18 protein-coding genes are annotated in these 26,035 nt (G+C 32.8%); 7 read left to right on the top strand and 11 right to left on the bottom strand.

All coding sequences use genetic code 11. The annotated features are described in order from the left end of the window. Window positions 1-18: 18 nt before the first annotated feature. Complete coding sequence (locus J2746_RS02495; RefSeq protein WP_209615770.1) at window positions 19-480, top strand: hypothetical protein; 462 nt, start codon at window positions 19-21, stop codon at window positions 478-480. Between the two features lie 363 nt (window positions 481-843). Next, window positions 844-1,554, top strand: coding sequence for a hypothetical protein (locus tag J2746_RS02490; RefSeq protein WP_209615767.1), 711 nt, complete (start codon window positions 844-846; stop codon window positions 1,552-1,554). A gap of 23 nt (window positions 1,555-1,577) precedes the next feature. Here J2746_RS02490 and J2746_RS02485 read toward each other — a convergent pair whose 3' ends face one another. Together J2746_RS02485 and J2746_RS02480 are read right to left on the bottom strand one after the other, a co-directional pair. Then, window positions 1,578-2,933, bottom strand: a complete 1,356-nt coding sequence (locus J2746_RS02485) for a C2H2-type zinc finger protein (RefSeq protein ID WP_209615765.1) — start codon at window positions 2,931-2,933, stop codon at window positions 1,578-1,580. Between the two features lie 41 nt (window positions 2,934-2,974). Then, window positions 2,975-5,551 (bottom strand): tetratricopeptide repeat protein, encoded by a 2,577-nt coding sequence (locus J2746_RS02480; RefSeq protein ID WP_209615762.1) that lies wholly within the window; start codon window positions 5,549-5,551, stop codon window positions 2,975-2,977. Between the two features lie 730 nt (window positions 5,552-6,281). Here J2746_RS02480 and J2746_RS02475 point away from each other — a divergent pair. Beyond that, a complete protein-coding gene (locus J2746_RS02475) occupies window positions 6,282-7,004 on the top strand; it encodes a phosphoribosyltransferase (protein ID WP_209615759.1) in 723 nt (240 codons plus the stop codon). Further along, complete coding sequence (gene dprA, locus J2746_RS02470; protein ID WP_209615757.1) at window positions 6,997-7,950, top strand: DNA-processing protein DprA; 954 nt, start codon at window positions 6,997-6,999, stop codon at window positions 7,948-7,950. Before J2746_RS02475 ends, dprA begins: the two co-directional genes overlap by 8 nt. Here the strand turns inward: dprA and J2746_RS02465 are convergent. Beyond that, the gene (locus tag J2746_RS02465) at window positions 7,942-8,475 is read right to left on the bottom strand and encodes a C2H2-type zinc finger protein (protein WP_209615753.1); all 534 of its coding nucleotides are present in this window, start codon (window positions 8,473-8,475) and stop codon (window positions 7,942-7,944) included. The genes dprA and J2746_RS02465 overlap by 9 nt on opposite strands. 776 nt (window positions 8,476-9,251) lie before the next feature. On the opposite strand from J2746_RS02465, the gene J2746_RS02460 reads away from it, so the two are divergent. Continuing rightward, window positions 9,252-9,617, top strand: coding sequence for a DsrE/DsrF/DrsH-like family protein (locus J2746_RS02460; RefSeq protein ID WP_209615750.1), 366 nt, complete (start codon window positions 9,252-9,254; stop codon window positions 9,615-9,617). Between the two features lie 1,078 nt (window positions 9,618-10,695). Here the strand turns inward: J2746_RS02460 and J2746_RS02455 are convergent. From J2746_RS02455 to J2746_RS02445, 3 genes are all read right to left on the bottom strand, one after another. Further along, window positions 10,696-11,148, bottom strand: a complete 453-nt coding sequence (locus tag J2746_RS02455; protein ID WP_209615748.1) for a hypothetical protein — start codon at window positions 11,146-11,148, stop codon at window positions 10,696-10,698. 19 nt (window positions 11,149-11,167) lie between these two features. Beyond that, entirely contained in the window at window positions 11,168-11,440 is a 273-nt protein-coding gene (locus tag J2746_RS02450; protein ID WP_209615746.1) for a hypothetical protein, read from the bottom strand. Window positions 11,441-11,517: 77 nt separating this feature from the next. Next, the gene (locus J2746_RS02445; RefSeq protein WP_209615745.1) at window positions 11,518-12,009 is read right to left on the bottom strand and encodes a hypothetical protein; all 492 of its coding nucleotides are present in this window, start codon (window positions 12,007-12,009) and stop codon (window positions 11,518-11,520) included. A 1,030-nt stretch (window positions 12,010-13,039) separates the two neighbouring features. Between J2746_RS02445 and J2746_RS02440 the strand changes: the two genes are divergently transcribed. Next, entirely contained in the window at window positions 13,040-15,211 is a 2,172-nt protein-coding gene (locus J2746_RS02440; protein WP_209615744.1) for a hypothetical protein, read from the top strand. 2,036 nt (window positions 15,212-17,247) lie between these two features. Here the strand turns inward: J2746_RS02440 and J2746_RS02435 are convergent. The 5 genes from J2746_RS02435 to J2746_RS02415 form a co-directional block, all read right to left on the bottom strand. After that, window positions 17,248-18,519: a PH domain-containing protein gene (locus tag J2746_RS02435; RefSeq protein ID WP_209615743.1), complete on the bottom strand. Its 1,272-nt coding sequence runs from the start codon at window positions 18,517-18,519 to the stop codon at window positions 17,248-17,250. A gap of 397 nt (window positions 18,520-18,916) precedes the next feature. Further along, window positions 18,917-20,218, bottom strand: coding sequence for a hypothetical protein (locus J2746_RS02430; protein ID WP_209615742.1), 1,302 nt, complete (start codon window positions 20,216-20,218; stop codon window positions 18,917-18,919). Window positions 20,219-21,215: 997 nt separating this feature from the next. After that, window positions 21,216-22,445, bottom strand: coding sequence for a Cdc6/Cdc18 family protein (locus J2746_RS02425; RefSeq protein WP_209615741.1), 1,230 nt, complete (start codon window positions 22,443-22,445; stop codon window positions 21,216-21,218). A gap of 1,615 nt (window positions 22,446-24,060) precedes the next feature. Continuing rightward, window positions 24,061-24,381, bottom strand: a complete 321-nt coding sequence (locus J2746_RS02420; RefSeq protein WP_209615740.1) for a helix-turn-helix domain-containing protein — start codon at window positions 24,379-24,381, stop codon at window positions 24,061-24,063. Further along, window positions 24,368-24,697 carry a hypothetical protein gene (locus tag J2746_RS02415; RefSeq protein WP_209615739.1) on the bottom strand — a complete coding sequence of 110 codons (330 nt, stop codon included), beginning with the start codon at window positions 24,695-24,697 and terminating at the stop codon, window positions 24,368-24,370. The genes J2746_RS02420 and J2746_RS02415 overlap by 14 nt, the downstream gene beginning before the upstream one ends. Window positions 24,698-24,883: 186 nt before the next feature. On the opposite strand from J2746_RS02415, the gene J2746_RS02410 reads away from it, so the two are divergent. Beyond that, a complete protein-coding gene (locus tag J2746_RS02410) occupies window positions 24,884-25,981 on the top strand; it encodes a transposase (RefSeq protein WP_209615735.1) in 1,098 nt (365 codons plus the stop codon). The last annotated feature ends 54 nt before the right edge of the window (window positions 25,982-26,035 follow it).

Genomic DNA, 26,035 nt, shown 5'->3' with positions numbered 1-26,035 from the left:
ATATACTGGGTTGTTAAATTGAATTGCAGATTTGCAAAATTAATCGGAAAGAGTGGAGCTGGAAATAATCTCTATTATTGTGAATTAAAAGATAGAAAATTTGGATCTCTTACTGCCAAAATGTGCATAGAATGTGATGACTATGAACGTGATTATTCAGAACCTTCATATGATTTTTTAGAACTTTCTTATACTGGGAAAGGGGTCCAAAACTGTTGTTGGAGAATGATTTGTTCAGATGAGTTTATTGAGAAAAATAATGTAGAGGTAATTTATAACTGGACTTTCAGAAAAGTACATTATACAAATGGGAATATATCATTAAAGAAACTTGATCATAGAATATTTGAGCTAACAATAAAAGGCAGGGGGAGAGATGATAGATGTAGATTTTGTAAATCATTTAGGACTGCATTGAACACATCAACAAATGGAATATCAAGTGTACTAAAGGATTGTCCCTTTGGAGAAATAGTATAATTCATTGAATGTAGCTTTATCTTTTATCATATCAGGCTTAAATCTATTAAACTCTCTGAAACAAGGCAAATCAGCTCACGAATTCATACCAGCAGATGCCTTACCTATGCAGGATAAATAAATAAATCGTATTCTTCAAAGAACATCCGTAAGTGGTATTTTAACTTGATAATCAAGAAGAGATTCTGGAATCTAACTTGACTTTATTCAAGAAGGTACCTGCAACGGTTGAGAATACATATTATCATATGGATTTCCTCAAGATTGAGTGGGTTATTTAATATTTACCTTTTAGTTTGGCTCAGTACAGAACCATTAATTTTACAACATTTTTAATAAGATGTAACCAAATAAATCTTCAAAATGAATACTCTCGTGTTAAGTCTCATTCTTTTAGCTATTGCGCTTATATTTATAGTCACACATCTCCATGCCCTTAATGAAAAAGAAGTAAGAACACTGGCAGACAAGAGACGAAACAAAGCAATTAAAAAGTATTATACGTTTCATGAGGGTGAGACTACAGTAGATATGGAGTTCAAAAAAAGGATGAACCCAAAGGGAGCATTTTATTATGTCAATGAAAACTTGTCTGATTTTCCATCTGTTGCTGCTGGCCTTTTGAAGTATAAGAAACATGAGTGGGTGATTCTTGGTTTTGAAAAAAACAAAACCGTTGAGCTCATGTGGACCAATAAAGGAATAAATAAAGAAGCAGTTACCATTCATTTAGCAACTGAACAGATTCTAACTAAATGCAATGATTATGACTATTCGTCTGTTCTTATATTTCACAATCATCCAAACTCTGACCCTCATTATCAAGACTGTTCCAGTCCAAGTGAGCAAGATATAATATCTGCTCAAACATACTCAGACATTCTTAATAACTGTGGAATTAATCTTGTTGAATTTGTATGTGAAAGAGGAGCACATTATAAGTACCATTTCTCTGAATCTGATATTTTTCTACCTGCAGCAGAATTTGCTAAAAAAATCCATGAGATAAATGGAACTTCAAAAATCCATAATCTATCTTTGCACAGCGAAAGAGTATTTTCATTTATTCTATAGGTGATTTGTTGGCTTTGTTGAAACTATTTTTTGTGCTTGTGCTTTTTAAGCATGTTTTTTGTAGGGAATCTTGTTCCACATAACTCACATTTAGGATGCAAATCATCTAGATGTTTAGCCAAATCTGATTCACTTTTAAAAGCTTCAGGGCAAAAACTACATTTAAGATGAGTTTTAAGATGCTCCTTCAAATCTAATTCATTAATAAATTTCATTCCACATACAGAACAATTAAATTTGAAATGGTTATTTCGATGTTCAATTAATTCTCTTTTGTCAACAAACTGTTTACCACATATGTCACATTGGTGATCTTCACGCAAGTGCTCTTCTAATTTCTTCTCATCATAAGCGAGTTTACCACATATTTCACATTTAGGGTGAGATTTTAAATGTTCATTAAGAGGATGGAAGAAATTCAAACAGACAGGACACTTATGATTTTCAATATGTGTTTTCAAATCGATTTCTGATAGACGTTGTTCCCCACAATACTTACATGTTGGGTGTGGTTCTGCATGCTGTTTAATATATTCGTCTTTAGTTAAAAAATATTTATTGCAGATTTCGCAAAACGGATGTTTTTTCATGTGGCTTGCAAGCAACTTGTAGTTATTGCCACATACTTTGCAATGGTGTTTAATCCTAATATGATTCTCTCTTTCTTTTTCTGATTTGAATACTTTTTTGCAATATTCGCATTCATAATGTTCATTCTTAACATGTTTTTTTAGTTCAGATTTAGATTTACATATTTTACCACAGAATTCACACCTTGGATGTGTTAATAAATGTTCTTCATAATCTTCAAAATTTGAAAATATTTCACCACAAACATTGCATTTTGAATTTTCCATTTCATAATTCATACAGAAAGCGCAATATAGGTTTGTAGGCAAAACAATTTCTTTGCATATTTTACAGCGGTAAATTGGAGTTTGATTAGCTTTTTTTAATATATCTTTTTTCGTTTTTAGAGACTTTCTAACAGAAAAATATGGGCAATGAAGAAAATAACTTTTACAGTCACTATTGAATCCACATATATCACATGAACGTGGATTCGTATAACGTGTTTTGTCTTTAAATTTGCGTAACAAATCGTCTATTATGTGATGATTTTTTATTTTATCAGCTTCACTCAATGTGAAATTAGCTTCGATATCCTTTTTATGACTCTCTAATATTTTGACAATGCCTTTAGCATCCTCTTCTTTGTCTATATTTCTTTCTAATCTATCAGATTTAGTCCATGGAACTTTTTTTCCAGTAAATACACAGTAACTAAAATAATCAGTACAATTGGCGATATAATAGCACTCTTCACACAATTCAGACTTATCCTTTTTTAAACTAGAAACCATTGTATCTGTCACCATCGTAATTCTACGCAAAAACTTTTCGAATTTATACCATCAACTTAAGTTAGCGAATATTTTTGATTAAGAGCTGATATTAAATCTTCAACTTGGTCACCAGAATTCTCATTTATTTCGTTGTCCTTTTCTTCAACCAATTCCATAGATGGATCTAACTTCTTTTCAGCTCTTTCTTTGCATACAATAACACGCTGTACACCAGGTTCCAACTTCAATGAATTCTTATAAGCTGATATTGCTTCCTCGTATTCTTCTGCATAATGATGAACAACACCTTTGTAGTACCATGTTTTTGGGTTAGTCATTTTAAGATCCAAAGCATCTTGTATTACTTGAATAGCAACATTTTTTTCACCCATTATTGCAAGAATATATGCCTTCTTGGTCAGTGCTTTTACATTACTTGAATTCAAAAAAAGACTTCTTTCAAAATATTCTAGTGCCTCTTGGTATCGACTTTGTTTCTGATAGATGTAACCTTTTGTGAAAAGAGAATCTGGATGTTCTGGGACATGAGATAACACTTTGTTGATACATTTCATAGCCATAACTAAATTATCTTGTTTAATTAGAACAGAGCTTTTTTTAGATAATGCATCCCAATCTTCAGGATCAAGATTTAGAACCATATCATAAGAATTAATTGCAGAGTCATATTTTCCTAATCTAGATAAAGCAAATGCTTTTTGCTCCCATGCATCTTTATAATCAGGTCTGGCACCTATTACATCTTCGCTATGTTCTATTGCTTCCTTATACATTCCTAAACGGTTATACGCAATACTTATTGCGTGACTTGCATGATAATATGTGGGATTCTTTTTAAGTGCTGTAGTCAAACATTCAATTGCCTCTTCATACTTTTTAGTTTTCAAGTAGGCAATGCCTTGTCCATACCATGAACTAGAAGATGCTGACATGTTTTCAGAGGATTTGTTAAAAGCCTCTATAGCTTCATCATGCATTTCCAGGTTAAGTAAGAAATCCCCCATTGCTTTCCATTCAGAGGGATTTTGGGGCTGAAAACTAATTTTATCAACATGAACCTTATACTTGTCTTCATAGAGAGTTGTCCATCTGTCTTTTAGCTTGTTTGCTTCTGCATTGTCTGGGTCATACTCAAGCACATTGTCTAATTCAAGAATAGCATTTGGATAATCTCTTTCCTTAGAGAAATTTTGTGCTAAATTGATCATATTGTCTAGCAAATTATAAGAACAAATGAAGCTTGCAGTTTCATCGGTAGATGAATTTGCTAGCGTACTGGGTGTGGATTTGAAAAGTACAGGGAATAGATTATCCTCTGTAACTCCATCCAGATATCCAATGTTATCAAAAATAGAATCATACTTAAAATGATAGTTGATGCCGTTTTCATCTTTTAAGAAACCATACTTATATGGTGGAATAACTCGGTAAATGTGGCCACGCTTTAACGATGTGGAACAATGTCCTGTAAAGAATATGTCTTCTTCGTCTTCTTCAAGCTTAATATTTAGTGCTGCTTTCGCAGGTGGTTGAGGAAGTTTATTGGCATCTTTGATATTAATTCCGTTTAGCAAAGAGTAAATATAATCAAAATCTACATTTGATTTGTATAATTCCTTTTTATCTATCAAAAAATTGTACTCATCAATAAATTGATCCAACTTTTCTTCAATTATATCATTGTCTGCATTTTCGATAAAAGTAAAGAAAGTGATAATTTTATCCCTTACATCTTTTACATCAGTAAAAACATACAGTGCTGATTTAAGTAAAAGTTCCAAAGAATTATCTGTTCCTGCATCCAGCTGATAATATTTACTTATAAGTTCATTAAAAACAATGCTGAAAATATGATATTCTTCTTTATCTTTGGCAATGCTGCAGAATCTATGCCACAGGTTTACATCTTGAGTAAAATACTCCATGCAGAAGTAAATTCCTAAATATGCCAGTGCTTTACTTTTATCTCCACCCAGAAGATATGCGCAAGCAGTATTGTAAGCATAATTGGAGTATTTATCAATTTTTAAGGCCCTGTCAAACAATTCACTGGCATCTGGATAATTATGCCCCTTTACTTTAAAGCATGCAGCATTATAATAAAATATTCCACATCCTGGATAACTATTACCAATTGCGATTAATTCATCAGCTAATGCTTCAATTAAATCTAAGTTGTCATTCTTTGAAGCATTCTGGTATCGGCTTAGTATGCTATCCCACTTTTTCTTATCAGAATCATTTTCCACCTGAAGTAAGATTTGAGGTGCTTTGTTGATATGCTTCTTTAGAGTTATTTCACTATGTTCGTCTTTTTCAGGATGAAAACCATCTAAAATCTTTGCAATATCATCTGCAGGTACATCTTCGGAAATGTTAGTTCCTTGTTTAGTATACTCGTCCTCGACTTCTTTAATGTTAATTTCTTCTTCTTCTTTATTAATAAGGTCCAATTGCCAGGCAACAATTGCTGTCAAAGCTGCAGCTGCTAATTTATCTTTATTCCTGAGGATTACACCATCGCTATCAATATCAGTTATTTCTCCGCTCAGATTGAATCCGTTAATTAACGTAAGCTGTAAACACATACCCTTTTTAGCTTCAGAAATTAATGTTGAAGTGATGTCCATTTTTCTCCTCCAGAAAACGTTAATTTATGCAAATGAAGATACATATCCAAATTTCACTTAAATCTACAAGTGCTCAAAGTTTTACAACGCTTAAAGATTAGGTATTATTGTATAAGTGTAATATATATAACCATTTTGTGTTAAATTATTATTAGACAAATTTATAATTTCTTCAGGGAATCCTACAATATTACAGTCGTGCCCATAGGCCAGATAAGAAAATAGTTATATTATGGGAATCTCCTCATGAACTAATAGATTCTGAAAACAGGATATATGGTATATAAGATCGTTAATCCACTAGTGTTAAATCCTCTTTTTTCTGAAAAACATCTCTATAGATTTGTCTCGCTTGTTCTGCTATATTTAATCACTCACATTTCATTATGTTAGATTAGCATTATATAAGTGACACCTTAACCTGATGAGCAAAGAAAATATTACTTAGAGCTTAACAGATTTATGCAACATAGCTTACCGTGACAGTTGGAAGTTGAATATCCTGTGTACAGCAGTTTAAACTCATCTCAGCTCAAAATTACCTTACAGTAACTCGAATAAGGCATACACATGAATGATATAACATCTCTATTAGTACTTATTGTGATACCTTTTGCACTTGGTGAAACAAAAAAACTTTAATCATAACATGTTTGGAAAAAAAAGGTAATTAATTGAATATTTACCATATAATAACAGTTTTATGAGGGAAATGCATAATTAATAGCAAATGAGTAAATGCACAATTTTTGTTGATGATTATTACAATCGAATGGCTACATTTGGTGATATTCTTAATTTTGGTACATATCAAACCCCCCGCCGAGGTTATAATCCTAATCCTTACTTCGATGATTTTTCCCAACACATCTTAAATGTAAAGAAAAGTTCAAAAGAAACAGACTTATCTGAAAGAAGTAAAATTTCTCTAAGTTTTTTTCTCTATAAATTTGAATTAATACTTGATTTTTGCTCCGAATACACGATTTGCGTAATGCCTTCTAGTGAAGCAGGTTTACAAGATTCTGGAATAAGACAAATTGCAAGTATGTTAGCTGAGTATCCTTATTATGCAAACTGTGATTGTGAAGAGAGTCTTCTTTTTACATTTGCAGATGTATTTGTTGAATCCCTTGAATATGAAGTAGATTATCTAATAAGAGATGGCACAGATGTTTTGCACAGGACAAAGACAGTAACTCCAAAACATCTTGGTGGCAGACGTGGAGATATTAATTATGAAATGGAATCCTTGGATATCATAGAGGATATTATAGATGAAGATTTAATAAGAGGTAAACAGGTTTTGCTATTAGATGATATCGCAACATCGGGTGCTTCACTAAAAGCAGGAAAAGAACTACTATTAGAGGCAGGTGCAAGAATAGTTATACCTTTTGCACTTGGAGAGACATGGAGCTACAGGATGAAAGGACGACAAATAGATGTATAGATTAATAATTTTAACACTTCAGCAGACTCCAAAAATAGGACACACAACCATTGAAAAATTGATGACATTGTCTGACTTTTCTGAAATCGAAACTCCAGCTAATATAGTGGATTTGCTTGAAAATGCAAAAAAAGAATATGGAAGAATAGTAGTACCAAAGCTAGATACGGTTGCGGAAGCTTGGGAAAAAGCAGAGGCTTTAATTGAAAAATCTGATAAATTAGGTATAAAAATTGTCTCAATATTCTCTGATGATTATCCTCGTAAACTTCTCCAAATAAAAGATCATCCCCATATTTTGCATGTTAAAGGAAACGTAGAAGCACTCAATAGTGATTGTATTGCTGTAGTAGGTTCAAGGAAGGCAACAGACTATGGGATATCCAAGACAAAAGAATTAACTTCTATTCTTGTAAAAAATGACTATTCTATTGTTGCTGGACTGGCAGAAGGTGTTGATGCTGCTGCACATGAAGCAACGCTTGATTCAAATGGTACAACAATTGCAGTTCTTGCACATGGTTTGGACAGCGTTTATCCAAAATCAAATAAACATCTTGCTAATGCTATTATTCAAACAGGTGGTGCGCTAGTTTCTGAGTATCCTATTGGAACTAAAGCAAATAAAAGCAACTTTGTAAATCGTAATAAAATTCAAAGTGGCTTATCAAGTGGAGTAATAATTGTTCAATCATCCATAAAATCTGGAACAATGCATACTGCAAAATTCTGTAAAGAGCAGGGAAGATTGTTGTGTGTACTGGTTCCCTCATTAGAGTTACTTGAAAGTTCAAAATTTGCTGGAAATCTCCAATTGATAAATGAACATTCAGTTGATGTTGTCATAAAATACACACAAGATGATGATTTTATCAGTAAACTGAAGTCAAAAGAAAATGAACAAAAGCCGAAAGCTACTCAACAGTTCTACTTAGACTCATTCTAAATTTTCATGTTCATTTTTATGTGTGCTTTTAATATGCAGGTTTAAATCTCCTTTCGTTCTAAACTTTCTACCACAATAATCACATTGAAATTTTTCATTTCTTGTTAGGCACTTAGTACATTCTGTTAAATGAAATATCAAGCCATTATATGTATCGTAGTCATTCCCGCAGTAATAACAACTATAGTGCTTGTAAGTTCTAACATGAAGCTTAAACATATCTTTTGTTATAAATTTAGCACCACAAGAACATGTAAAATATTTATCTTTAAAAGATGAAGCATCATTAGGCAAACATGGTGAAGTTGTTTTTTTAGGTGAATATACTATATACCTTCCTTCGTTTTCTGCATGAAGCGTTGGTAACGCTGGTCCAGCATGCATATGTTTTTTTATACTTTTTTTATAATGGTTTGTCTTGTGCGTTTCAGGAGTTTTAAATGAACTTTCATTACATGTCACTCTTATATTTCCATTATCGTCAAGAAGTTTGTTATAATTTCTGTATTTCCGTGGTTTTGCCATATAGAGATATCCTAATCAAATTATGTTATATTCTTTAGTTAATTTGATGTCAAATTACTTAAAAATTTATTATCAACTGCAATTGGTTCGCAGTCAATAGATTAATCTTCTAATTTATAGTAATCACGGTAAATAAATCGGTACTATTTATAGTTAAATCAATGGTATTTAATAATATTCTCTCCTAAACTACGATACAAAAAACTTAGAGATGATTTCTTTTGGTATATGTATGTAAACATTGCAAAAATCCAGTAAATTCCTTCACTCATTTTTGTACTCATTGTGGGCAAAGAGTAGAGGTTATTGATCCTAATTCCATCAAATCTGAAAATAAGCAGTATGCTGTAAAGCCTACAGGCATAAGAAAAGGACCACATTACAGATGTAACGCATGTTTTGCTGTTTTCAAAGATAAAAGCAAGTGTATTTCACATATTAAAAGACGTCACCCTTTGCTATATATAAAAAATAACAGTTCCTTTCATGAGTTATATACCCTTAACGGCATACGTGCCAGAAATCATAAAAAACGAAAGAATTAGACTAAATTGCTTAAAAAATAAAATATTTTGTGTTGACAATCATTCTTGCTAGAATATTGATATACTTGCCATAACATAACGGACATGTACTCACACCGTTGGACAGATTGAAATACCCAATTTTGCATAAAGCTGACAATATCTATGATATTGTTTATCCTTGTCAATCGAAATACTTAATTGATGTTCGCTACAAACACGATTCCTGAAACATACAGTCACGGTGTATATATGACAGAAGTTACGAAAGCATTGCTGCTTCTCAAGGATATGGTCTACGAAAGCACCAGTCCCATGGAAATCCTTCGTTTTTCAAATTACTATTGCAATAAAGGTCTTGATGTAATGGTTATCATATTCGGTCCAATGGGTGTTATCCTTGGAAAAGCTGATAAATGTGGTTCTCCTGCCTACGATGAAAAAATAAAAGAATGCATGGAACTGAGCATACAATTCAGGTGCTGTAAACTTGGAGCATCTATTATAGGAATGAAAGAGGAAGAACTTATCCCAGGTATTGAATTCATTGAGTCACATGAAATAGCAGAAATGCTTCTAGAATACTGTCGGGAAGGCCAACTGGTCGTTACGTTATAGACCAAATTGACATTTTCAGATTGTATCTATTCAACTCAAAGGACAGTTAATTTGCAGAAACCATCATTAAAGCCATGAAAGGGACTTTCCACCAGCAGAGCAAAGCCACAAATTGCTTTAATCTATCAATGTCGATTATTTTCTATAGACCCCTGCCTATGTAGGGCGTAATTCTTAGAACATTAGTTATACAATCTACGCCACTGATAAACGAATTTTTTAGAACAATGGTTATGCAACTGTTATACAACTCTCGTTCCATTCAGGTGTATAAATGTAGCAAGCTCCTATGCACTAAGAGTCTTTCAAATTATAAAGAAATTCTAATCTGAAATATCCAGGATGAATTCTGAGCATACAAAAGATTTTGATTTTGATTCCTTGTTCCAGCGAAATATCTCCATAGATTTGTCTTGTTGTTTTGTTAAACGTGATTATTTCTATTTTTTCACATTTAATTTTTATGACCCAAAAGTTCAGCAGATTTTTTTATCCAGTTTATATCGGTTGAACTTTTCATTCAGTTTAATCACCTGAAAAGTTTGAGTGAAATATATCGTTTAAATATTCAGCTTCATCCAGTAATAAAGCAATTGTAATTTTTGAAAATGAGATCATTACTGCATATTTTTTCACTTGTCTTATGTTAGAATTACATTATTTAGTTTCATAAAACAAATAACTAGCACAAGTAATAATGCAAAAGCATATGGGCATATAGGTTATACACATATTTGTAATCACTAACGAAGATACAGATAATATTGCCTATTTCGATGAAGAAGATATTTTGATTATTGGATAAAACTCTACAAGAAATAAAGTAAAAACGATGATGTGATAGTAAAAGGATGAACATGAAAAAAGAAGAATGGAAAAAAGCAAGGTTTAAAACATATTCAGATAAGGACCTTATAGAAGAACTGAACAAACGTGGTTATATAGTTCTGAAAACATCAAAATAGTGTGATGGGAATAAGAGGCATAACTACGAATAGACTGGAATGACATTAAATAAAGTATCATTCAAATATGCTTTTCCAATTGATGTTAATTTAACTAAAAAAGAGGGGGACCACTATGTGTGGTCATCTACCTCTATAATAGGTCCATGATTTGCACGAATCTTTGCCATCTGCTGTAAGAAGCATAGATGGTTCAAAAATTCGTCATCATTTTGTTCCAGATTATCAAGATAAACACTTGCAATCGCACGTGCTATTGGATCGTTACAAAGTATTTCCTCCATTTGTTCAATGTCCATATGAAGAGATGGTCCAAACTCTGCGTATCCGCTGCAGTGGTATTTTGGAACCACAATTCCCAATTGTATACATCGTTCTATTATTCTACTGACACAATTGCCTGCAACTGAGTAGGGCAATGTGCAGTCAGCGAGTCCCATCATAAGGAAACTAGAAATAGTCAATCGAGGTAGAATCTCGAAGGCTATTTTAAGGAGTTCAGGTGCAAGCTCTCTCGTCTCCGATGATGTTGGAATGTCATCATGTATTTTTTTCTGTGTATCCATGTTTATTTTCCTATAGGTATCATACAACTACTGGGATGGGATATGTCTTTACAAGGATTTCGTGGGAAATCATCCTTTGGAATTCGGATTTCTGTTCTTCCGACAAAGGTTTTAGTGTATATGGTGTGAATGACTCAATCACTTTGCTCCATGTGTTGAAATCACGTACACTATTCTCGTCGATAGTGACATTATGCCACTCCTCTTCAACAACATCGATAATATCAAACAATAATTTATTCGATGGTTCTGCATTCTCTACTTCGGGGTAACGTATAATGCTAGGGATCATATCGAATTCAATTTCCGATCCGACGGATATGTTAGGAACATCTGGTAAACACCTCCCGCATGAAACGATGAGTGATGTCAATCCCTTTCCAACTTCGTAAAACGGAATCCTATTTTATCAACTGTGAATCTCTTAGCATGTACTATAGCTGCCACCTGGTCGAGAGCATAGTGATATGTGGTAACCTGAATATTGTTACTTTTATAAAACGAGAGCCAACTACTCAGATCATTTATTGGTTTTTCCCTCACAGCTTCTACAAATTTGGATACTTTTTCCGATGCTTCTATTGTTGTTATATGCTCTTCAGTATAATCCATTCTCAATATGTTGAGGATACTGGTAAGCATTGTCTCATCCAGATGTTCGTCTATAATAGCTTTTAAACACAGGGCTATTTTGTCATGTTTTATGGTAATGATGCCATCAGTATCGACAAAGTTGTTATCACCGTTTTGTCGAACGAGTTCCTTTAAGGTGGGACTCTTTACTCTGATTGATCCATCCTGTCTCTTTACTATACATGCACCGTAGTTCATTCCATTTTTCGTTTTTGTATTTAAGACCATAAATAATCATTTTGTTTTTCTGTTTTCAAATTCATTAAGGAACTTAACACTTCTATTATATAACAGATTATATATAAATATATCTAAATAATATTTTTAACGATTTATTTTAATAGACCAAATTAGCGTAAAGTATACTTTCCGTATCAATAGCACTATTTTATATGTTAGACAACACATACAGTAGATTAACATAGAGCTTTCGAAAAAAAGTAATAGTGAATTCATTATTTAGATACTTCTAATATTAATTTCTGGAAGTGGTTGTAGATATTATTAATTTATAGCTCCATAACAGTTGAATTAATAAAGATTCTCTTAAATACAAGATCATCTATGGCGTGGAACTTCATCAAATAAAATGAAAAATGGATTTGCCTTAATAATGTTAGGTAAAAGTATCCACATCCAATATATGTCCATGCCAAACATAACACCTAAACAGCATGCAACCTTACTTACAATTGGGATAGAATTAGAAATCTACTGGAAAAAACAGATTTGTTTTTTTTAATAAAAGGGAATAGCATATACAAAGAAGTCATTTTACTTGATTGCATGCAGAACGATGGGACATTTAGTTTATACCATGAAATGATGTACTACTCTACATGATATAAATTTTTTTGTACTTTGCACCACGAGATTCGAACCTATGCCTGCATAATCTGTCGCGATTTTGCACTTTAATCAAGGGGTTTATAAACACATCCATCACACTCGATTTCTTTTAATTGACGGAAATATTTTTAATACTCCAACTTATAATGTAAATTCAAGGGACTGTCATTATGGCAGCCGCAATTTCCTGCAAGGATGATTGCAGTTGGTATTGACGTGAAATCATCCTTGCATATTAGCATCATATCCCTCGCACCACGAGAATTAGTTCTATTCCTGCATAATCTATCACGATTTTACACTTTAGTGAAGGGGTTTATAAACACATCTGAAAGAGACACTATATAATGTCACTTTTTATATTAATAATAATTATTTATATATAGTTGTTAATTGCATCGTAGTATTCATGTCAACTACGAGCAGAATAATCGGGCCACACGAGAAGTACACTACGTGGAGGGTTGATGGTGTCGAGTTCGATAAGCGGCAGTTTACCGATGACACTATTGAATCACTTATCGCGTTAGATGCATCTGTGCCCTTTGGTCTGAACTTAGATGACATTGATCTAAAGGAGATAGTCACCAATTTGGAAAATGTCCGTGACCATTATCATGCTCTTTATCGAGAGACTAATTCTCGTGCAAATAAACAATATAACAACCGTAAGAAGTATGATAAGCTCAAGGTGCAAAGTCGTGAGTACAAGGATATTGTTGAACGATGTAAATATTGCCTAAATGGTGTGAAGCGTGTAATGGTCAAGGGCAATGCTTCACATAAGTACATAGCATCCATCAAGGGTAAAATATCAAGTGTACCTTATGCTGAAGATGTTCTTCGAATCTTACCAGGTGAATCTAGCTTGTCAATAGCTACGAGAAAACTGGTAGTAAATGGTGAGAATGTTGATATTTCAACTGATCAGCTTACCAAAATACGTCTAGCTCTTATCAACAGTCGTATCGTGAATTGGAAGTGGATGGAATATCAGGCGCACGATGGTGCTTGTGCAAACGCGACACCCTACTTCCTGAACACGCTTGGCAAATATTTTTTTGAGAAAAAATTCAATCGTAGCCCAGACAGTATAGCCAAATCACTCTACGGAATGATGTCGATACAGAACTGTGCATTCTCAACAATGCATCTTGAACTACTTGAAGAATTTTATACAAACAGTGGACATGATGTGAAAATCGGACAGTATCCCTTTGATTTGATAGTAGACGATAAACATGCTTTCCTGCTAACTGAATTTCATGAGAGTAGTGTTGGGATCGAGATGAGAATATCCCAAGCAATGTTTGAATGTGCTCAACAAGATATGGTCTTATATTTACCGATGATGAACCCTGCACACTCACGAAGGATACAGTCTATAGTTGCAGGTATCCTCTTTGAAGGTAGGATTGACATGTATACCTATGTGACTTACCTTGAATCACAGATATGCTCTGATGTGAGAGCATCTAATTGGTCATACGTTAGAACTAGAACAGACCATAAGACAATTTCTCCACTACCTGACAATGTACTACCGTTCCCAAAGCTTGGAATAAAGTGTAACGATCACGTAGAGAATGAAATGGTGTGCGTGGATGTTGACGAGGATGATGTAATGTTCAATGATGCTACACCTAGCAGCTATAGTTGTGCTAAGATAAATACAACGTTCAAAATGCCTACACAGTACATAAACGGTCTAAAGGATTACCAGATACACGATGGTGTCCATGTAACCGTGGGTGTCGGTCACATCGGTGATCTGTGGAGACAGATATCCGTTGGAGCTGATGTCTTGGTCACTGGAACATGCAGACCTATCATCCGAGATGGGATTAAGTTGTCTGACCTTCCTGATAATGAGAAATACCCTGGTCTTCTTATCGTGAACGATGTGAAAAATAGCAGGGTACACGATAATGTCATCAAGATATTCGAGTCACATGGAACTAAGGTTAAACATCTCCCAAGAAACCACGGGAAAGCTGTCCTGAACAAATACAAGCTGCTCATACATTCAATGACAACTACTGCATACGTTGGGAATAACCGTGAGTCATACTGCCTTATCGATTACAGTTCTCATGTACAAAGAGACTTTATCCGAATGTCTCTTATCCAAATGTTCAATGCCTATGGTGAATCAAATATGGGAGATTTTATCTCTATATGGAAGTCAATATCCCATTATTTCGGTGGAAATTTGGTTATTTTCGGGCATTTCGGTAGAGAAGGGTATGATAACCCTCATGCACGTAAGAGAGCTACTAAAATAATCAATTGGGTGTACTACAAAGAAATCGTGAAGTTCGGCATAAAAGAACCCCTTACCGTCTATACTTCACACATGGATATGCGTAAGATAGCCAAGTGTTGCAAAGAGTTAAGGATACAGGCAACCAGCCGCTATGTGAACCATCTTTGCAATAGTGTCGTTGACGGCAAAGTTATACACGAACGAATGTGGCATCCAAGAATAGTTTTCAATTCCCACATTGTAGGTGTAGGAAGTTGGGATTTCGCGGCAATAGTCGATCAGAAAGAACTCCAGGTGCTCATCTACCTGGATTAATTTTTCTTCTTTTTTAGGTACGAATTCTACTATAGACTGTCTCGTTCCATCCGTGTTGAGACTCTGTCCTTCTGTTCTGTGGTTCGTTACACATCCGAAAGAGTCTATATTTAATGTTGCCTCTTACAAATTAAAAAATGGATTCTACCCTGTGGGCATTGGGCTAGATATTAACCCCATGTAACTTTTTAAAGAAATCTGAACCATCCATGTGCAGAATCGCATCAAAATCTGCAGGGAACTGTTCAAAATTTCATGAATTCCTTGTCGGTCGGGAAGGGATCATCTACTCTTTGACGTTCTGTGAATAGTTCAACAAATATAACTTATCTGTATTTTATGAAATGTTGAAACTAAAATCCTCTGAAATCTATACAGGTATCAAACATGAGATCTTACAATCACAAATTCAAGTCTTCTACAAAAAAGGATAACTTATCAAAGAAAAACAATGCCAAATTCTAATACCAAAATCAAATGTGTATTAACTAGGTTTGGACATATTGGAAAACTCCGAGAAGTTAGGTTCACTGCACCGACCCAATTCACGCCAGATGTTCAGGTCTAAAAGTTGGAAAAATGTAAATATTATCAACTTACTTATTATGAAACATTGAAAAGTCCTGCGCACCCAACCCGATTTTTTCGACGGGAAACACTGTTTGTTTAGGTGAAAAAACTGCCCTTTTATTTATGCCTGATAAATTATATTTAGAGATATCTATATATATGAATTAAAACTATATCTATACGTAGATGAGAGTTAGTCATTGGAAACCCCAATACAAAAATTCTGAATTATTTTTCACATAAGCCATAAGGCTTCGGACATCGTGATGAATCATGGCATAGTCATTTTTCCATTTCATTTTCTTAGCTCTACCATGTAGCAACATGGGTCATAGAACTTTGATCAATGAAGCAAAAAACAAATAAGTCGAGTTAGACACAGAGTCGCTATTCACTGCACCGATTCGACCTCTATCATATTTTTGTAAGATCCAGGCACACCCAGATGCCGCCAAAATATTCACTAAAATCATGGGTATTTTTGCTGTTCTGGCTTAGTGCACGCTCTCTTTGAGCAAACCCTGTTCAGCGATTCGTTCAGGTTCTCATGGGGTGTATGCAATCGGGAAATCTTTTGTATGCTCTCCACAACTCAGATAGTATATGCAATAAGTCGAATGACTTCTTTGTATATGCTATCCCCCTTTATTAAAAAAATACAAATCTGTTTTTTCAGTAAATTTCTAATTAAAATGTTCATTCAATTAACTCAGATAAATGAAATTTTCAACGTATTTTATTGAATTGAAAATCCCATTCGAATTTTGTCTACAACTTTGTTTGCAAACTGCCATATTTTTAGTTGTATATATCCCCACAAATTGCTAAGGTGATATAAGGTGAATAAAGGTAATATGTAACAAAGTTGGAAATAAACAAATACCTAGTATTACCAACTTTTTTAAAAATAAGATATTAGTTTGAAATTCCTTGTCCAAACAAAACACATCTATAGGTTTGTCTTGCTTGTTCTGCTAAATTAAATTTCTTCTGTTTTAATATGTGTGAACTACATGATCCAAAGTTCATATGATATAGTTCAATTGAAAAGTTCAAGTGATATATATCAACTGAATACTCAGGATAGACATTACTAGAATGTTCAGCAAGTTTAAAGTAATTGAACTCTCAGACACAAGACAAATCGACTCACGAATTCACACCTATAAACCTCTGCCTATCTAGGGCAGGTCAAATAAAGTACAGATGCTCCAAGAATTTAAAATGGGAATTAAACTGATATCGGAATCAGTTAATATTATATCAAAATAGAAGGCAGGATTCGGATGATATAAGGCAAAGATTCTAAGTATTTCATATTCAGCCTGGAAAAGATTCTCTAAGGAAACACTGTATTATATGAAGATAACTATACGCAAGGGATAACCGTTTACGCTCAATACTCATGCAAGAAAAAGCATGAAACAATTATGTAATAGTTGAAAAAAGTAAACAGTAATTGTCACTTAAAACGACTTTATAGAAAAATTATTTTCTGATGAATGTTCCATCCTATACTTCGGTGGTTTTCCATCGCTCCATGGAGCATCACCTTTACTTATCATCCACAGACCTATATCTTTACTTATAAGTTCCCTGCAGGTTCCATTCCAAAAAGAATCTTTTTTTATATTTACTTTTATTAATTTAGGATAATCTGGCATCTCCAAAACTATATGTTCCCATTCTTTTTTGAAATTTTGATTTCTATCTGCAAGACTTATTTTCAGACCATACCCTGCACCAGACTTGTGGTGTTGTCCATTATTCCAAGCAGTTACTATCATAGTTTTTAAATCCCATTTCCAATTAGATAGTTTATCAAGTTCACGTTGATGGATTTTCTTTGCTTCAGAACCTGTAGCAGGTCCATTATAACCCAAATATGTTCTCGTTTTATTATCAAAAAATCCCTCGCCTGGTAGATTATCATCATTTACAACTATAGCTGAAAGAAGTGGTTCGTTTCTTTCGATACAATCCCTTGATATTTGCTTTAGTAAGTTAAACGTTTGAATTGTATAATCTAAACCAAAATCATCTCTAAATTTTGCATAGCTAACTAATTTTTTATCCAGGACTTTTCTTATTAGATAATTCCTTACTTCCACAGTGTCTATTACTATTTTACCCTCTACCATGTGATTATTTTCACTTAGAGAAAGGAACGTAAGCTCTTTCCCACAATTAGAGCAAAACTTTTGTCCTCGTTCGGCTTTACAACCACATTTGTTGCACATGTTTACTTGCGTTTCAGCGTTAGATTTTACTAATACTGAATCCTGTATTTGTGTACCTATTACGTCTCCGTAATGGTAATAGTTATTTGTAGTTTGTTCGCTGTTATTGGGCATTTCAGACATCTTTTGGCGAACATGTTCTGTTAATGCTTGCAATTTCTTTTTAAATGCACTTAAGAATTCAGTATTATTGCCAAATGATAAAATTGTCACTTTTCCATTAAGAATGTCTGATTTAAAATGAATGGAATCTATTTTGCTATAAGGGAATTCTTCAAAATGAGAGGCAAAAATACTTTTCTTAACAAAAATCAATCGTTTATTTGTAGCAATCAATAATCCAACACTTGGAGCACCTTCTTGGTTTGCTGTGCATAGATTCTCAATCAGCTCATCATCATCTAATATATTAGGTAATTCTTTAATTGACTTAAGCTTTAAATTGAATTTATTATCTATAGCAATAATTTGATCTTTTATTGTTTCCAAAGAAGGCATGAAGAACACTCCAATGTATTTTATAAAAAGAAGTAATGAATTAAATAAATTATTGTTTGATGCTACTAGACTAATCAATTTTGTTTCTCAGCTAAAATCATCTTCTACAAAATGACAAAAATAGCGTATACTTTTTTTCAGTTTTATATATCCCCCTCTTGGCAAAGAAGCTAATAACATAGACGAACAGGCTTTTGATGTGAAAAAAGCTCAAGAGTTTATCAATGAGAAAGCTGTCCATGATTTTATCCTACAACTAACTCCTGAGAAAGCAAGGGAACTAGGAAATCAAGCATAGGAATACACTGAAAAGAATCAAAGACAAAATCAAGCAAGGAAAAAACTGAATTACAAGCACGGGGCGGTGAAGGTGCTGGCAGGGAATTTCATGATATAATTAAAGATTAGACGCTGAAGGTTTTATAGATGCATCAATCAAAGCTATTTCAATGTGTAAGCCTTCATTTGTCATTATTTTTTTAGCTGTCTCATTAACGAATTCTAACATTTTATTCTTATCCCTATTTTTTGGTTCTTTAAAATATGTCTCATCCTCATCTTTGAACCACATCACAATATATGCACCCGTTGTGGATTTATTTGCTTGCATGTAAGCAGGTAATTGTCTAGTTAAACCCTTTTCAATTCTTTTATTATGTGCTAACTTAAATTCGGCACACAAAGAAATAGCTTTTTTGTCTTCAGTTGTATAAGCAAACTTAAAATCAAGACTTCCAACACCTTCATCTGTTTCTCTAAAGACATGTATTCCCAAAGGATTCATAATCATAGAAAATAAAACTTCTAATGTTGGTTGTATATCTGTTTCTTTCTTTGGATGTGCAGGTACTTTTGTTTCTTGTCCGTTTTCTTTTATTGTTCGCTCTCCATCCCAAAAAGCACTAGTCCATCTTCTATATTCGATATGATGAATAAGTACTTCATTAACTATTCTCATGAAAATTGCAAGTAAATCATTTTCATTTTCGATATTGATATCCTTTGTTTCATGAACTAAATCATCTAATGATTTTTGAACTGATGGTTCAACGAAATAGTCACTAATGGCATTTTGATACGCATCTTTGGATGAAAGAAGATTTACTCTTTGGAGAAAAGGAACTTTATCTTCCTTTAGGAAATAATTTTCAACAAAAACAGTTACATCGTCATAAAGAAGCCTTATCCTACTTGAACCGTAATCTTTACTCGAAAATAAGGTGTTTAATACAATTAAAGTTTCAATTTTGTCTTCATTTTCAAGTCTGCCTGTAATTTGTAATTTATCATAGTCATAATCCATTTTCATGCCAGTTGGATGGCTTGAATCGGCCCACTTAGCCAGAAGATAAGGGAAAACAACCTCTGCATAATAATATGGATATTTACCTCTATTATCTGTAAAATGCTCAAATGATAGAGAAGGAATTTCTTTGCTAGGGGTACCGATACTAACATCTTTTCCGAATATGTAAATAGGATCTAATTTTTGATTTTCAACTTTTAAAATTCTTACAAGTAACAAGTTGTCTTTAAAGTTGACTTCAAAGTCACCTTCTAGATAGTGATCATAATTTGTAGGTAAAGCCAAGCATATAGTAGTGGTGTAATCACTTTCGTTATTCGTATCTATTTTTCTAGCATCACCTTTAGTGAATGATGTTTCACTCATATCAATATCAAACTTTTCTAAAGGCATGATTATGAAATAGCTTTCGTTACAAATATAATTTATTATGTCGATTTAAAATAGTTGCCATAATTTGAGTTGTATATATCCCCTCATCTTATTGAGAGGAACATAATTTGAACCAACATAATATACAGTAAAGTTGCAAATATACTATTACTGAAAAGAATATATTCTATAACCCCGCCTCATCTAGGCGAAGTAAAAATACTGATTATAGATTACCATTCCCAAAAATAGGCATCTTCAGCATGATCATATTGTCGCACTTGGAAGTTGGGATTTTCACAGATATTGGACCCGAAAGAATTGCAGTTTATCATTTTCATGAGTGAGTATTTTGTATATTGATATGGTAAGATTTAAGCCAGCAGACTCTGCAGACATTGTTATCTTTCACTTATTCATACAATATAGTACACAGGATTTGTATGGGTACTTTACTCTTTGCAATGTGATGAGAACAATCTATAAATCACCCTTATTTCCAAAGTAGAATCCTGAAGCGTTGGCTTAAATGGACGGAGACCGCAAAGTCTCAAAGTCTCATATATCGTGTATTAGTGTCTAATCTGTAATATGTGGGAACATGACATTGATTTCATGAAAATTGACTCTAATTTTCATCCGATGTTTTGTATAAAATCGACATCAACCGACATAAAAATATCCTTAACCGATGACCAATAAATCTGTATATATAGGTTTAAAATAAACAATGCATCTAAAAGGCCTCTATTTTTAGTAAACCTTATTCCTTTAGTCATGAATCAAAACCTTCTGAAACAAAGGAAAGTAATGCCTGACATGAACAAATACAACAGTGTACAGGAGTGTTGCTATCCTAATACACCCTCCATTTCCTTTGCAACTTTTAATTATCTTATCATTAAACGCTATAGACTGTCGGAAAAGTCAATGCATAGCACGTATATGAAAACTTCCCGACAGTCTTAACAAGCATTATTTAACCCTAAAAAGAATATCCCTATTCATCATCGAAGATTTATATGTGCTGTTGGTGCCAACTTAATTGCTTTTCCAAGTATGATTTGTACACGAGAAGATTATTATTATCAATTATCCTTTTATCCAGTTCGATGATACGTCTATTTTTCCCCCTACCTTCCTTTTTTATTGAAATTACATAATTTGATTCAAGATTAGTCAGTAAATCTAATGCACGTCGTTCACCCAGTACCGAAATGCCATATCTTCTACATATGTCACAATATGCTGGATAAACAACATCTCTTTTGATAAGACCACCAGATCTAAATAGAGGTATCTTTAACTTCACAAGTGCCAAGAGCAATGATTTTTGTTGGACAGGTAGATCCTGTATTGTTTCCTCCAAGCTATAGTCATCCATTCTATGAGCAGAAATTAAATCCATAATAGTAATTTTTGGATCTTCCTCTTCAGCATTTTTCAATCTTTTGTTAGCTTCATTTCCAGCATTCATCAATAATTTAATAGCTTTTCTAGCGTCACCGTCTTCTTGAGCAGACAATTTACTACACATAGATATCACGTCATCACTCACGACACCATCTTTAAATGCAGCCCTGCGTTCATTTAATATACCAATTAATTCATCCTCACGGTATGCATTAAATTTAATAGGAAGCATATCAAGAGAAGACAAAGTATGAAGATGGCTCGATTTATTATAATTTACATCATTTGATGTCCCTACTATCATAATTTTTGTGTTTTCGTGAAATGCATTAGTCTCGTTTTTTCTTGAGAACATGTACAGAATCTCATCATCTTTCAAGGAATCAATTTCATTAAACTCAATAATAATCAATCGGTGAGAATCGTTTGAAAAGAGATTTGCAAAATGCATGAAATGGTCATGAGAACTAATACCTTTTTTTGGTAAACATCTACTAAGTTCAGCTTGTTGGATCAACACACGCATTACTGTAGTACTTGTTCTTGCCTGCTTACACGGAACCTTAAAATATTTTACTTCATGATCTAGCTTTTGTTTTTTAATTTCTTTCTTCAATTGGTCAATAACATATGCGTGTGTAGCATTTTTCCCAGTTCCAGGTTGCCCATATAAGATTAAGTTACGTGGCTTTCCATTCATGAATATTGTTTGGTATATTTCGACAAGATCTTCAGTTTCAAACTCACGTCCGATTAATTTTCGTGGGACGTATTCATCTTCAAGAAGCGTCATATCGTTAAAAACGGACTTACAAGCGTTTTCAAATATCGTCAAATTTAAATTCTCCAGTAAATATTAGCAAGCAAACAATCGTCAGTTGTACGATATCATACTTTATAGCACATAGTAAGACATTATAGCAGGACTTTATACTGCACATATACATAGAAGTTGGAAAGCTTAAGTAGTTTCCGCATTTATATACGGAAATCAAAGATTAAGAGGTAAACTTTTTCATTATTCTTCCCAAATATCGACAAGTAAAATTATCGTAAAAATGGATATCCGTAGCGTCAGCATCATTCTTTACGATAGCTGGACACACAGTAACAATACACAAAGCTTTCACCAGAAGATATCACAAAATTGAAACTGCACTCAAAGCAACCCAACTCGAACGCATACTGTGTAAATATATTAATTAAGCTACAGAGATTCATGATTGAATCGACGAATAGAATTGTACATTAACTCAAAATAAAGTAATGTTTGGTCTATTAAAAGCAGATGATTCAATAATTCCGTTTAGAATCTATCATATGAAGAGAAAATAAGTGTTATATGTGAGGCTAAATAAATTGATTATGTACAGATTTAAAAGAAAGAATCAACAGAAACGATCTCATTTAACTATTTTTAAGAGGAGTTCATTTTTCTTTTTGATTGGATTAAATTTCAACTATAGATTGCCTTGTATTCTTAGGAAAAAAAAGTAATTGTTGATTGGGAGCATTGTAGAGCCTAAGAGAAGAGTGAGATAGAGTACGAGAGAAGAGTCATGTTGTTATGTTATATGAATGATCGTATATATATGTATCTTAATAAAATAAATAATATTCTTTATTTGCAAGAATATTAACGCGGTTGTATTCCACAATATCTTTACTGAAAAATTAATTTCAAACTATCCCTACTTATTATATTTCAAAAAAATGAATATCAATACAACATTACCTATGGACTTGAATCGAATACATTACAAAAAAACTAATTTTTTTCAGATGAAAATAGGCATATCTATAGTTAAAACTAATCCTATATAAACAAAATGAAATCAAACAAAATCATGAATTAATATGAATTGCTTCCATATGTAAATTCTAAATAAACCCCCATTATTTTTCATCAGGCTGAATTATACAATAGATTGTCTTGTTTTTAATAGGAAAACTCATTGATTATGACCGTTGTAGAGATTGAGAGAACAGGCATATTGTTCATGAGTATTGACCATATTATAGATTCATACAATAAAATCATCTGCCGTTAGTTTTGTAAGAAGTGCGACGCGGTTATTTTTCAGTATGCTTCATTTAGAGGGCTTGTGTATCATTACTGTGTGTTCAGCTAACGTAAAAAAATCATGCCATTGATACGGAATGAATATAATACGCTAGCGTTACTTAGATCAAGATTATCATAAATAATATTCAGTACATCCGAAAGTACCTATCATTATAACTAATTTCGACTAGTTCAATATATAATCCCGTGAATTGCAACTTTACATGTAACAGTATTTCTAAAAGCTAATTAAACTTGTTGTGATAATTGTAAAAAACTTATTGAATAAAATGTAGACTAATCTACAAAAAATCAATCCAGGATTTACCTTAGAAATATCAAATCAAGAAAAATTGATAAAAATGAATCAAGAATAGATGTATAATTAATGATAATCATAGAGTGTTTGTTGAACAACTTTTGTTTCTGGAATGAATGGAGTTGGTCTATAAAGAATCCATTTTTCTTTTTCCTTGTCAGAAAGTGCTTTAAAATGAGAAGCATACATCCAATATACCCTATTTCCTACTTCTCTTTTGTAAACATAACCTTCTTCCTCTAAAATATCCAAGTATTTCTTAACAGTTGCCCATGCAATGTCCGCTTTAGAAGCTACCTGAGAAGTCGTTAATTCTCTTCCTGCCTTAAACAAAACGAACATAACTGCTATTTCATATTTGTTAAAAGACTCTTCAAGTAATGACATCTTCGACTACCTTTAATGTAATGGGGACTTCTCTGATGGTTTCATTCGTATTTTTTGTTTCTTTAATTATTATCTCTACTTCGTCGCCTTTTCTTAAACTATAGTATTTACTGATTTCATTTGGTATGCGAATCAAAAACTGCTTCCCATCATAACTAATTTTGACTTTCTTTTTGATTTCATTATTATTTTGCAGGATAACCGTTTCTTCGATGTGTGATTTTCTTTTTTTAAGAAATTCTGCATCTAATTCATTGATTGGTATTCTATGGCTGGGGTGCTGCGTAGTTTTTAATGATCTTTTTTGATTTTCCATAGTTTCCACTCAAGCATTTTTTGCTCATAATTAAGTGGGTGGAATCATATTTATAGTTTCGTACGATAGTCAACATTATGTCTCAAATCGTACGATTGGATTGGAAAACGTATAAATAGCAATAAAACATTGCTAAGTTCGGTGATTCAAATGGAAATAGATAAAAAAATATGATGAAAATTAAAAATGAATGAAAAAACAAAACAAAAAAAGCTAGATGATTTCTATTTTGGTAATCATGAAAATAAAAAAGTTATAGGATCAAAAGTAGGACATGCTTTTAAAAGCATTATAAATCCTTCTATTTTATTTAATATGAGGCATAATTGTCTCTATTCAGATAGAGACATTTTACATGTAGTAATGAGAGGAGCATTAACTAATAATTTTATAGAAAATGCTTCTGAATCATTAATACTTGATGGATATTTAAATGTTCCAAACGGGGATACTGTTCGTTATCACATCAAAAAAAATGAAATAGACGAAATACTAAAAAGATTCACATTTGTTTTTGATTCAATTTTTAGGGAAGCAAAAAAACAAGGGTTACTTAATGGTGAAGTTGATCTTGCAATTGATTGGACAAGTGTAAAATTTTATGGCAAACGTGATACTAAGATGGTTGTTGGAACAAAAGCTGAGAGAGGCACAACAAAAGCTTATCAATTTGCAACCGTCACCATTGTCGAAAAAAACAAAAGGTTTGTTCTAAGGGCACTACCACTTGAATCGCGTGATAGTGAACATTTAAAAGCTGTAGTTGAAAATCTATTGAACTATGCTAAAACAAAAGTTAAAATTAACAGAGTTTTTTTTGATAGAGGCTTTTATTCGGTTGCTGTAATTTCAACATTAAAAAAAATGGATATACAATTTTTGATGCCTGCAAAAAAATCTAAAAATATAACAAAAATGGCAGAAAAAGTTAAACTACCTGCAACCCGGTTATATAGATTGAAATCAAAAAATAAAGGTACTTTAGTTAAATTGATTTTTGTAGAATCAGATAAAAGGTCAAAAAACAATAGCCAAGCAAATGACGAAAAAGAAATAGGTGTATTTGCTACAAATATGTCTCTTGGACCAGATGAAATCAAAGAGTTGTACTCATTATATTCTAAAAGATGGGGTATTGAAACTAGCTATAGAATGTGCAATACATTTAGAACAAAAACAGCTGCAACAGACTATAGTATTCGCCTATTTCTTTTCCTATTTTCAATTGTATTATACAATTTATGGCTTTGTAGAAAACCTACTTTCCATTTTATTTTAACATAATAATTTAAAAAGGATTAGTCCCCTTAGCATTATCTGCTACCGAAAACACAAAGG

Origin of the sequence: Methanolobus bombayensis (assembly GCF_017873415.1) — an archaeon.
GTDB classification, from domain to species: domain Archaea; phylum Halobacteriota; class Methanosarcinia; order Methanosarcinales; family Methanosarcinaceae; genus Methanolobus; species Methanolobus bombayensis.
This window is presented reverse-complemented; position numbering and strand designations above follow the sequence as displayed.